Source organism: Paenibacillus sp. 1_12 (assembly GCF_900114475.1).
Taxonomy (GTDB): Bacteria; Bacillota; Bacilli; order Paenibacillales; family NBRC-103111; genus Paenibacillus_S.
The window spans coordinates 285,599-297,089 of the sequence record NZ_FOTE01000007.1 but is presented as its reverse complement, the minus strand read 5'-3'; the positions used below and the strand labels follow the sequence as shown (position 1 = coordinate 297,089).

Sequence of the window (11,491 nt, the reverse complement as noted above, 5' to 3'; positions counted from 1 at the left end):
GTAAAACGGTTAATTAAACTGCAGCAAATGTGTAATTACCATGCAAAAAATAGAAAACTGAGGGGAAACATCCTGAGCTTCGGCTAAAATTGTTAGAATCGGAACTCGTAACAAAAAAAGAAAGCTGAGACAAAACATCCTCAGCTTTTCGATAAATCCCTGAATTTCCCTGCTGTAATTCCTTCAAACTTTTTAAAAATACGATTGAATGTAGATATTTCATTGAAACCTACCTGGTTTCCGATCTCCAGAACGCTTGAGGAGGTTTCCTTTAACAAGCGCTTGGCATGAGCAATCCGAATTTTTTGAAGATATTCCAATAACGATTCACCATTATAATTTTTGAAGAGCCGGGCTAGATAAGGAGGAGTCAAGTCAAATGCAGCTCCGATTACCGATACGTTTAGATTAGGGTCGCAATAGTACTGATTGACATAAGCTTGTACCTTCTCCATTAGTTCATTATTCACACCTGACTGCTTCTCTGAATGACATAGCAGCTTAATTATCTTGGCTAATTCCTCTTCCAATTCCTTAATGCTGCGACATTGAAGCAGTTGATTATGAACTTGCTCAAAGGAAAGGCTGTCCTGCTCGTTTCTTCCCGGCAGTTCAATCATGGCCTTCATGAAGGTACTGGCAAATTCGACCACAATGCAGCGAATGAACGGTATAGAAACCTGACTGCGAGTAATGTTCGTAGATATAATATCCTTGGTTACTGCCATAGCTTTCTCAGCATCACCTGTTTTAATGAAATTGATTAATTGTTGTTCTGCGGCTAACGGATAATAATAAGTCGGACGATGATCCTCTGAAACTCCTTGAACCATTTCGTCATAAACCAGAATCTCCCCTCCGCCCATGAGGAACTTGTATTCCATCGCCTCCATAGCTTCCTCGTAAGCTTCCTGCAGCCCGAACAGGCTCTGTTGAATCGAACTGATAGAGACGGTTACTGCGACTTGAACGTGAGTTAACAAAAACTCTTGTGTTTGCTTCGCTATAGATTTCCATTCGTCGAGCGTCGCAGAATGGTCGGAACCATTCAGAATACAGCATAAATATTCATCCATTTCAACCATATAGGCTACATTGTTCTTATTGGCCAATTCCTCTACTACATTCATTATCATAAAATGCAACAGTTTAACTCTTTCGTAATGTGACTCATCATCCGCAGGTGAATCTAGTTTCCCATAGTTATCAATATATATCATTAATACGCCGAAGCGCTCATGTGGAAAAGAAACATCATAGGCAGCAAACACATCACTTAGGGGAAGAGTCCGCTTCATTCTGCCTTTAAGTAACTGACCGAATAAATGATTGCGCATTGCAGGATGCTGCTCTTTAAGCTTATGCTTGAAATGATCCTTCTCTTGAATTAGGCTTTCGAGCGCGTTTTGAATATAGTGGTACTCATTGTAGGTGATGTTATGCGGATCAGCCTTCTGGTGATTCACTTTATTCAAAAGCAGTTGAATCGGACTGTAGTTCCGACGTAAAAAGAAATAAGCTGCCACACCACCTAATAGTAAACAAAAGGCCACACACAAATAGGTAATCCGCTTAATATAAATCAGTTTTTTTAAGAAAACATCTTGGGGAGTTATGAAAATATACTGCCAACCTGATTGACCGGAGGTAACGTAGGAAATCGCCAGTTCACGTCCCTCATCTGACTCTTGAATAACACCGCTAACACCCGTAAACTTAGGAAGCCATGATGCGTAATTCGGGATAACGGAGCTTGTTGATGTGATGACCTCATGTTTAGCATTGAGAATCAGAATGTGACCGTCTTTCATGAGGGGTACGTGCTTTATCGTATTCAATAGCTTAGATGTGTTAAACATAAACATAACGCTGGCACCGGGTCGATCAGGATAATTAGGTACTAACGTTCTTACATACATGACGGACTTTCCTTTATTATCCATTTCCTGTTCTAAGGCGAAATAGGTGTTGATATATCGTTCCTTCAGTAACGAAGCCCAGTCCATATGATTATCGGGTTTGAGAAGATCGAATAAAAAATGGCTTTGCTGCGCATTGGATTCTGAAACGATCATATCGATGCTATGGAAATAAACAAATACATAGTCGATAAAATCATTTCCAAACTTCGTCGTCTGTAAATCCCTCATCAGTTCAAACATCTTGTATCTTTCATCATTCGTAAGGGGATTTTGGGTTGTATACAGGTTCTCCAGCTTTTTATTTATTGCCAAGTCTACACTGAACTTGTCCATCTCGGCTAAACGACTATCCACTCCGCTCTGAATTTGGGTCAGTAAAGATTGGTTGGACCGATTAATCTCATTAGATAGGACCTTGGTTGATTCTAAGTAAATTAATAAACCAACAATAATAGGGATCAATAATATGGTTACGTATGAGAGCAGCCAGCCCTTCATAATTGTATTCTTTTTCAAGGCACTAAGGATCATCGCATCTCTCTCCCGAGTCTAATTATTACTTATTCCTGAGGTATCTCCTGGGATATCGTAGTGTATCTTCCCTGGTCGTGATCCATACTTACAATCAATAAAAGCGCCTTCATAATAATGATATCTAATTCATATGAAGCATTAAGTTGAACATGAATCCAATTATCGACAGTTCGGTGTACACAAATATGTTTGTTTATTATAGCGTTAGGTTGCTTCCTTTATCAAGCAATACCGACTCTTTCACAATGAGTTTGGAAAATATCTTATTTTCACCTAAAGTCCAAGTAAATTCAAGCTTTTTCACATTCATCATATCCATTCCTATGGCAGGACATCAAGTCTAAGTGCTCGGTTTTCACCAAAATGCATTTCGATTCACCAAAATAAACCTTCCATTGTTCATTAGGAAGGTTCTTTCGCGTGCTCATATTCAGTATATTGCCTTGACTAGTTGTGGATGGTTTCCCCGTTGTTATTTACAAAACTAATCTTGAGGTTTATTTAGTGTTTTTTCTTTTTTAACTATTGTCTGTTCATAGCTGGTAATTTTATAATCTAGGCGTTCCAACACCTTCTTCATATCTTCCATTCTTGTAAAGAGCTGCTTACGCTGCTCGATAAGGAGTTCTTTTCTAGCTTCCTTGGTTTCATCGCCCTGTTGAAATAAACCAACATATTCAATCAAAATTTCAACTGGAAGGCCTACGGCTCGCATGCACTTTATAAATTCAACCCACCTGCAGTCTTCTTCCGTATAATCCCTGATTCCGTTATTATTACGGTTCACCCGCGGAATAAGCCCGATTCGTTCATAATAACGAAGTGTATCGGGTGACAAATCAAATTTTTCACTTACTCCTGCTATCAACATGCAGATTTCACCTCCCAAATTGAGATCAAGAACGCCCACGAAAAGGTTGGGCGTTCTTGTCGTTTCTTATATCAAACTGCACCAATTACTGAATGGGGAACATACGGCTCTTCGAGCGACATAATTTCTTCTGGTGTTAACGCAATCGATAGAGCAGCTACTGGATCTTCGAGATGAGACATTTTCGTAGCACCGATAATGGGAGCTGTTACCGGTTCTTTCTGCAACAACCAGGCAAGAGCGATTTGAGCGCGGGGAACACCACGTTTTTCTGCGATTGCCGCAACGCGCTCCACAATCAATCGATCAGTACTTGCAGTCGCATCGTATTTAGATTTTTGAACTTGATCGGTTTCGGAACGATGTGTTGTTTCCGACCAATCACGCGTCAATCTTCCTGATGCAAGCGGGCTATATGGAATCACACCGATTTTTTCTTCCTTACAAAGCGGCAGCATCTCCCTCTCCTCTTCGCGATATATGAGGTTCAAATGATTCTGCATCGATACAAATCGGGTCCATCCATTTTTCTCGGCTATATGTAGTGCCTTTAGGAACTGCCATGCGTACATGGCAGAAGCACCAATGTATCTTGCCTTCCCAGCCTTCACAACATCATGCAATGCTTCCATCGTTTCTTCAATAGGAGTATTGTAATCCCAGCGGTGGATTTGATAAAGGTCTACATAGTCTGTTCCCAGTCTCTTAAGGCTTTTATCCACTTCACTCATGATTGCCTTTCGGGAAAGACCAGCACCATTAGGTCCTTGATGCATACGGAAATGCACCTTTGTCGCGAGCACAATTTCATCACGATTGGCAAACTCCTTTAGAGCTCTTCCAACGATTTCCTCACTTGTTCCGTCTGAATATACATTCGCTGTATCAAAAAAATTGATACCCAGTTCCAGAGCTTTTTTTATTATAAGACGACTGTTCTCTTCATCAAGTACCCATGGATGAACCCACCGCTCTGCTACACCAAAGCTCATACAACCAAGACAAAGCTGAGATACATCCAAGCCTGTATTTCCAAGTTTCACATATTCCATCTGATTGTTCCTCACTCTCCATTAGATATTATTTCTTTCATATTTAGTTTACTCCTTGGAGTTAACTCCAAGTCAAGCGATTAAATAGGGAATTTGATTATCATTAATCTATCTTGGCTCCATGAGAAAGCGAAAACAATACAGATTGCTCTCTATCCATTTTCATGCCTGATATGATGAATGTTTTAAAATCCACACCTTCCATTTTAGCCCCTCTTACATCAGCACCCGATAGCTTTGCTTTTGCCAGTAACGCCATAGTCAGATCACAATCTCTTAAATCGGCTTTTTCTAAATTTGCTCCTGACAAATCTGCCTCATAAAATTTGATTCCACGTAAATCTTGTCTAACTAATCTGGTATCACTTAAATTTGTATAGGACCAATCGCCTTGAGTAATGGTGATTCCATCCATTTTTGAGCCAGTAAAATCCGAACCCGTCATTTTGCATTTTTCAAATTTCGAAACAAAAAGATTAGCTTCGTTAAAGTTACAATTTTCAAACGCGGATTCTGTATGCATCGAACCATTTAACAAGGCACCGCTAAAATCACACTCAATAAAACGGCAGTTGCTCGATGTAATCTCCTCTAGTGACACCTTAGAAAACGAGCACCGGTTAAATGTACAACTTTTTAGCCCGCCGAACCTTAAATCTTGATTGCCAAAGTTTACTTCTGTATAATCTTGATTGCTATATTGAAACATTTAGATGCCTCCTATGTAGGGTTACTAGTTATTTGAGCTTCCCGCCCTTTTTTAATATATCACACGGCAGTCAAGTATCTGCAAGATCACGAATAAAAGTCTAGAAATTTACCATTCGATAAGTATAGTTACTTTTCGTTTACTTACTTTATAATATTTCAGCTCTTACATAAGACTATGTATTCAGCTATACTAGTTCAGGAAAGAATTGAAATGGTTTTTACCCCATCCACTAGGAGGACTTTGAACATGAGGACAATGAAGCTTGGAAATAGCACTTTAGAGGTGCCGGTTGTTGCAGTCGGCTGCATGCGTATTAAATCGTTGGATAAAGCAGAAGCTGAGCAATTTATCCAATCAGCGCTAGACGAAGGTGCAAATTTCTTCGACCACGCAGATATATACGGTAGCGGTACCTGTGAAGAAATATTCGCCGATGCCATCCATATGAATGCGAATATTCGTGAAAATATCATCCTGCAATCCAAATGCGGTATTCGAAAAGGAATGTTCGACTTTTCCAAAGAACATATATTAGAGTCGGTAGACGGCATCTTGAAGCGGTTAAAAACCGAATATCTGGACATTCTACTTCTGCATCGCCCGGATACGTTGGTTGAACCAGATGAAGTTGCAGAGGCTTTTAATATCCTTGAAACATCAGGAAAAGTGCGGCATTTCGGCGTTTCCAATCAAACTCCAATGCAGATCCAATTGCTTAAGAAATCGGTGAAGCAGCCGTTTGTTGCAAACCAGCTGCAATTAAGCATCACCAACTCCACCATGATAACTCATGGGTTTAATGTAAATATGGAAAATGACGCAGCAGTGAGCCGGGACGAAGGTGTGCTTGATTATTGCAGACTGAACGATATCACTATCCAGCCTTGGTCGCCTTTCCAATACGGATTCTTCGAAGGTGTATTTCTTGGAAATGACAAGTTTCCGGCATTGAATCAAAAAATCGATGAAATTGCAAACAAATATGAAGTTAGCAACACGACGATCGCTATCGCATGGCTTTTGCGCCATCCTGCGCACATGCAGCCGGTCATCGGCACGATGAATATTGCTCGCTTAAAGGATTGCATCAAAGCAGGTGATATTCATCTGACACGTGAAGAATGGTATGCTATCTATCGTTCGGCAGGCAATGTGCTTCCGTAAACGCTCGCAATCATAGGATATGTGTGCTTGTGCAAATCATAAAAAAGCAACCTCAAGTCTTCATTGACAGGAGGTTGCTTTTTTTTGAGATAATAATATCCCAATTAAATCTTTGTTCTGTAGAACATCTTGTACAACACCAGGGGAAAATGCGCCTAAGCTTCTTAAATTTTAGCCTCTATCCATTACTTTTACTCCCTTATAGTAGACTTGAAGCAGCTCATTAGAATTCGTTATTTCAAGTCCGGGTAAGCCCGGGGATACTAAAAAATTGGCTTCCATTCCCTCGGATAACTGCCCATAGCGTCCATCCCTTCCCATAATTTGCGCGGCGTTCCGAGTGATCAACGATAGCACTGCATTCTCGTCCCATCCTTTTTCATAAAGGAGCTTCATGGCAGGATGAGCCGCCAATAATAGTGATTCTGGACCGAGCAGCTTTCCATCGTTGCCATTCGGTATCCAATCTGCATTCGGATGGATTGGAAGATACGCATCAGTAGAGATGGCAATATTAATTCCTTTCATGGCTATACAGGAGATTTCTTCAGGAGAATTCGGGACAAGATGGGTACCGCCAATCGGTGTAGCCACAATAGAGACCTGCTGCTGCCGTGCTTGCTCTATCAACTGATCAGAGATGCCATGAGCGTGATGCAGGACATCAAAGTCAGCATCCAGCGCCATACGAATTGCTGTCTCTCCTCCCACATGTGCTCCTATTTTTTTGCCTGCTTGGTGAAAGAGGTTTGCAATATGCACCAACTCCTGCTGCTTATAGATCACCGCACCGGCATTAGGCACCACGTCTTCTGTAAAATTTGCCGGTGTAGCATTAATAAACAAATTTTCACCCGGGTATTCACTATGTTCAACAAGATAATTCAGAATCTCTTCTTCCATAAGCCGCTCCTGGCTAATGGACTGCGACCTTGTCGAAGCGGAAAAGTGAAGAAGATTATTGAATCCAATCGATATACTGGAGAGCGAAAAGCATATATCCATGGGAATGCTCTGAGACCACTTGCGAATATCCGACAGTGTCAAATCAATGGTGGGGAACCCGCAAATTTGTTCACCAAGCGCTGTAATTCCATTCGACAATGCTTGCAGCAAGAGCGCCTGTCCGCCCAAACCATAAGTCTCTTTCGTTACCCCGTATATGGAGGCAGGAGCAAATTCAAGCAAATGTGTATGGCAATCGATCAGTGATGGGGTAACGACATATTTCGAGCAATCGACCACATCTATTGCTGCTGAAACTCTCTGCGCTTCCTGCTGAGTGAGTATCTGCTTAATCAACCCATTTTCAATCAACATAGCTCCGTTATGGATAGTTCCTCTATCCGAAACCGTAACCAATTTATTTGATTTAAGCAAGTAAGAGTTATACATACATCACCAATGGAGTAATGAAATAGCCGACAATAAATGCAGTAGCTACTCTCATAATAATTCCAAGAACCGCTGCCCCCATCGCTTCACGCTCGTTTAAATCGGAAATACTAACCCAGGTTGCCGGGATTTGCCCGAAGATGACCGATAGAGGAAGCCCCGAGGAAGCAAGAACGAATGATCCGACTGCCAGTCGAGGATCTACAGAAGATGCAAGCTTGCCCAGCTCCGCCATAGCCAGAGTTGGACTAACCAGAACCGACAGGATACCGGTATCCGGGTGAATGCTAAGAGCTGATAAGACCGATCCCATGCCAGATTCGACTGATTTCCAAATGCCAATATATTCGAATACACCGATGAAAGCAAAAATAACAGCAACAGCGGGAATCACTACCAACAGCAGTAATTCAATACCTTCGCGGGAGGAATCGAACATCACCTTCAGAAATGGTGTCTTTGGAGTAAAGCGCGGCAGATCCTCCAGCTTAACTGATTTTGTATCTCGATAAATCGTTTTGGACAAAATAAACGGAACTACGAATAAGGGAACAAAAATAGTAAGAACAATGATCGGGAACACATTAATACCCATCGCTGTAAGCGCTACCAAACCTATCATAAATGTAGCAAAGGATTGCTGGGACTGAACCATCGTAGCGACGGCGATTTTCTGCTCATCTTTAGTCGCTTTGGCACGTTTTAGAATAGGGCCGGCAATTTTTCCCGCTGCGTTAATATCCCCAAGTATATGATACACGCTCGGTATAACGACAGATGGATTGATCTTGCTCCATTTCATTAAAGGTAGAAAGATGCGGATTAGCGCATCCGTGAACCCCAATCTCTCCAATATTCTACCGACAATGACACTGACAATAATGGCTATACCCACTTCACCCGTTAAAAATACAGTTACAACAGTTGGAAATACTTTAGCGACGATGGCATTGAATAAACCGGCAATGGTTTCAGGAGAAATAAATAACGTAACCATAGATGTAATGAATAGAACTAAACCAACCATTTCGATGGGCGCCCACTTCTTCCGTGCTGCTGATAAGACGACAGCTTCAGAAGAGTTAGTACTTGTTTTCTGCAAATCATTCATAGATCATCGCTCCTTGTGTGATTTTGTTCTTTTAATTAAAGCACTTGCCATTAAATCCTTACTTTGTTAGCCAAATAATGCGCTGCCATCGACTGCCCATACTCTTTTTGTCTCGTGCCGCCTACTGCTCTAACTGGCTGGTAACTGGCTGAGAAGAGACCCTATCCCGATACACCATCACCTCCACATCGGGTAATAGGACTTCGAGCGCAAAGGCAAGAGGCAAGCCGTTCTTATAGATCTCCAGAGTGCGGCGGTTTCCAATCATTAATTGCGGCTCAAGCTCATGGGCCTCCCCTGTCAATTTGCTGTCCTGGCGCACGCGGCAGATCGAAGCAGGTAATGTGTCTGCCTTCAGGAACTGCAATTTGGTGCTTTTTTTCATGTTTCTACGACCTCCTTATCTTTTTTGTAAATTCATCATATAAAAAAGCCATCAGTATGTACGGTACGTCAAAAGCGATTGCTTTTAACTTCCGTTTCATACTGATGGCTTTCCTGCTCTTCCTTGCGGAAGTTCAATGGACCAGTCAGTGGTATTCAATTTTGCAAATAATTCGCAACGTCTTGGTCAAGGACAATCACCGTTGCCGTGAGCTCGGAGGCAGGGTCATAATCCTTCAGGATAGTTACGATTTGAAACCCATACTTCTCGATGAGCTTCATCTTGAACCGTTCTTTGAACTGATCAATCAGCATCACATCCATAATACGGGAAAATTCGCGATTTTGTCGATCAAGGGTTTTAAGAGCAAACACTCTCCGATGGGAATCGAGGAATAAGAGCTTGTTTCCAATTATATCCAATCGTTGATTCTTTGTACCGAATTCAAAAAGCTCCAAATATACTTCTTGATAGTCCTTAGCCAGCTCTTGCTTTAACTGACCGTTTCCCATTGAAAACGGTTTCATAAAAATCACTCCAAATATCGAATCTTTCGATATAGTTAATATAAGTGATTGCTAGAAGCTTGTAAAGGTTTATTTTCAAAACCTATGGCAGGAGACTTCCATTAGTATCGTGTTTTCTGCCTGTTTCGTGCCGAGCTCTCTGTATTCTATACACGATTCCACAAATCGCCTCTAGGCAACGGTTTTGAGATCTACCGTACTCGTTGGTGTTCGGAACGGATCCCGTAAAAGCAACCGAGAAAAATCAACTCAAACAAGAAATAAACTCGTATGATAGTTGTTTTTCTCGGTTGGAACTGAACATTGAGACCCTGCTAAAAACATTGAAGAGTATCATTTAATCCAGTCGATTTATGAGATTTGTATTTGGTCATCCATTTGTATATGGTTCTTGTATGCTTGAATCCAGTGTATCGAACTAAGGATCTCTTCTTCTGATCGATTAACCCGTAATCACTCTCTCTTCTGGATAATGAAAATTTGCTTTCTTTTTCTCTCCGCCAATGATAAACAAGAAAGAAGTTAAACCGATTCTTCCTATAAACATCAAAACCATGAGAATGCATTTTCCATAAATGCTAAGATCAGGGGTAATCCCCATAGACAAGCCTACTGTACCAAAGGCAGAACAAACTTCCAAAAATATAGAAATAAGTGAATGCTGTTGATCAGTCATACTTAAAACGACAACTGATATGGAGCACATCAGAATAGCTAAAAATGTAATGGCCAGTGATTTCATAATATCATCTTGATGAAGCTCTCGTTTAAAGACCTTGATTTCACGATTTCCTTTTGCAAAGTGATAAACAAATAACATATTTAAGGCAAATGTCGTTGTACGGATTCCCCCACCCACAGAATTAGGAGAACCTCCAATAAACATGAAGATACTCATAACCAGGAGTGTCGGCATCGAAAATTCAGTTATATCCATCGTCGTAAGCCCGGCACTTCTCGTCGTTGCTGCTTGAAAAAAGGCATAGAAAAAGCTTTCGTGCCATGTCAAATTCTTAAAATAATGTTGAGCTTCAAATATTAAAATAAGGATTGTCCCAATGACAAGAAGAATTCCATACGTAGATGTTGTCAACTTGGTAAATAATGTAAATCGGAAAGGATGCTCGAGCTTCATCTTTTTCCTGGTTAAAAAAGCCTTCACTTCAATGATTACAGGGAACCCGATTGCACCAAAAATGATAAGTAAAATCGTTATTATTTGTACAAAATAATCATCCTTATAAGTAGCAAAGGACACTCCGGTAATATCCATTCCAGCGTTTGTTGTCGCACTGACTGATGCAAACAAGCCATGAAGAAAGGCTTCCTTCCAGGTCGGATAATATCTCAAAAAATGAAATCCAAAAATGATTCCCCCGATGAGCTCTGTTAGAAGAACAATCTTTAAGATTTCTCTAACTAATTGAACGAGCCCTGATAATGCGAACTGATTATTATCAACCATTATAAGACGACGTTCACGCAATCCAATTTTTCGGCCTAAGAGCATCCAGAAAAATGTGCTCATAGCCATAATGCCAATACCACCGAATTGCAAAACGAACATAATAATAAAATACCCAAATACGCTATAGGTTTCCGAAATATTAAATACAGTCAAACCTGTATCACTCACCACACTTACAGCAGTGAAGACGGTATCAATAAAAGGAACTTCAACCCCAGGTTTATGCACAGCTGGGATACTAAATAATAAAACAGATAATGTTACTGCCAGTAAATAATAACCGGTTATAACCTGGGCAGGTGACCGTTTTTCCAGCCAGCCTCGTAATTTTCTCAACATGGATTACTTAT

General features: G+C 40.8%; 10 protein-coding genes. 1 reads left to right on the top strand and 9 read right to left on the bottom strand.

Annotation, left to right across the window (positions count from 1 at the left end; translation table 11 throughout):
• Window positions 1-140: 140 nt before the first annotated feature.
• The 4 genes from BM210_RS17940 to BM210_RS17925 form a co-directional block, all read right to left on the bottom strand.
• Window positions 141-2,453 (bottom strand): AraC family transcriptional regulator, encoded by a 2,313-nt coding sequence (locus BM210_RS17940; RefSeq protein WP_091170882.1) that lies wholly within the window; start codon window positions 2,451-2,453, stop codon window positions 141-143.
• 487 nt (window positions 2,454-2,940) lie between these two features.
• Window positions 2,941-3,327, bottom strand: a complete 387-nt coding sequence (locus BM210_RS17935; protein ID WP_091170880.1) for a MerR family transcriptional regulator — start codon at window positions 3,325-3,327, stop codon at window positions 2,941-2,943.
• Window positions 3,328-3,398: 71 nt separating this feature from the next.
• A complete protein-coding gene (locus BM210_RS17930) occupies window positions 3,399-4,379 on the bottom strand; it encodes an aldo/keto reductase (protein ID WP_091170877.1) in 981 nt (326 codons plus the stop codon).
• A gap of 103 nt (window positions 4,380-4,482) precedes the next feature.
• Entirely contained in the window at window positions 4,483-5,088 is a 606-nt protein-coding gene (locus BM210_RS17925) for a pentapeptide repeat-containing protein (RefSeq protein ID WP_091170875.1), read from the bottom strand.
• Window positions 5,089-5,337: 249 nt separating this feature from the next.
• On the opposite strand from BM210_RS17925, the gene BM210_RS17920 reads away from it, so the two are divergent.
• Window positions 5,338-6,255 (top strand): aldo/keto reductase, encoded by a 918-nt coding sequence (locus BM210_RS17920; protein WP_091170872.1) that lies wholly within the window; start codon window positions 5,338-5,340, stop codon window positions 6,253-6,255.
• A gap of 171 nt (window positions 6,256-6,426) precedes the next feature.
• Here the strand turns inward: BM210_RS17920 and BM210_RS17915 are convergent, their stop codons facing one another.
• The 5 genes from BM210_RS17915 to BM210_RS17895 form a co-directional block, all read right to left on the bottom strand.
• Complete coding sequence (locus BM210_RS17915) at window positions 6,427-7,575, bottom strand: amidohydrolase family protein (protein WP_177237879.1); 1,149 nt, start codon at window positions 7,573-7,575, stop codon at window positions 6,427-6,429.
• A gap of 67 nt (window positions 7,576-7,642) precedes the next feature.
• Window positions 7,643-8,761 (bottom strand): hypothetical protein, encoded by a 1,119-nt coding sequence (locus BM210_RS17910; RefSeq protein ID WP_177237878.1) that lies wholly within the window; start codon window positions 8,759-8,761, stop codon window positions 7,643-7,645.
• Window positions 8,762-8,882: 121 nt separating this feature from the next.
• The gene (locus BM210_RS17905; RefSeq protein WP_091170868.1) at window positions 8,883-9,146 is read right to left on the bottom strand and encodes a hypothetical protein; all 264 of its coding nucleotides are present in this window, start codon (window positions 9,144-9,146) and stop codon (window positions 8,883-8,885) included.
• A 155-nt stretch (window positions 9,147-9,301) separates the two neighbouring features.
• A complete protein-coding gene (locus BM210_RS17900) occupies window positions 9,302-9,673 on the bottom strand; it encodes a Na-translocating system protein MpsC family protein (protein ID WP_091170865.1) in 372 nt (123 codons plus the stop codon).
• A 442-nt stretch (window positions 9,674-10,115) separates the two neighbouring features.
• A complete protein-coding gene (locus tag BM210_RS17895) occupies window positions 10,116-11,480 on the bottom strand; it encodes a TrkH family potassium uptake protein (RefSeq protein WP_091170863.1) in 1,365 nt (454 codons plus the stop codon).
• Between the last annotated feature and the right edge of the window lie 11 nt (window positions 11,481-11,491).

Excerpts from the sequence above, each read along its gene's own strand:
- BM210_RS17905 (WP_091170868.1), bottom strand. The coding sequence starts at position 9,146 with ATGAAAAAAAGCACCAAATTGCAGTTCCTGAAGGCAGACACATTACCT.
- BM210_RS17910 (WP_177237878.1), bottom strand. The coding sequence starts at position 8,761 with ATGAATGATTTGCAGAAAACAAGTACTAACTCTTCTGAAGCTGTCGTC.
- BM210_RS17930 (WP_091170877.1), bottom strand. The coding sequence starts at position 4,379 with ATGGAATATGTGAAACTTGGAAATACAGGCTTGGATGTATCTCAGCTT.
- BM210_RS17925 (WP_091170875.1), bottom strand. The coding sequence starts at position 5,088 with ATGTTTCAATATAGCAATCAAGATTATACAGAAGTAAACTTTGGCAAT.
- BM210_RS17915 (WP_177237879.1), bottom strand. The coding sequence starts at position 7,575 with ATGTTGATTGAAAATGGGTTGATTAAGCAGATACTCACTCAGCAGGAA.
- BM210_RS17940 (WP_091170882.1), bottom strand. The coding sequence starts at position 2,453 with ATGATCCTTAGTGCCTTGAAAAAGAATACAATTATGAAGGGCTGGCTG.
- BM210_RS17895 (WP_091170863.1), bottom strand. The coding sequence starts at position 11,480 with ATGTTGAGAAAATTACGAGGCTGGCTGGAAAAACGGTCACCTGCCCAG.
- BM210_RS17920 (WP_091170872.1), top strand. The coding sequence starts at position 5,338 with ATGAGGACAATGAAGCTTGGAAATAGCACTTTAGAGGTGCCGGTTGTT.
- BM210_RS17900 (WP_091170865.1), bottom strand. The coding sequence starts at position 9,673 with ATGAAACCGTTTTCAATGGGAAACGGTCAGTTAAAGCAAGAGCTGGCT.
- BM210_RS17935 (WP_091170880.1), bottom strand. The coding sequence starts at position 3,327 with ATGTTGATAGCAGGAGTAAGTGAAAAATTTGATTTGTCACCCGATACA.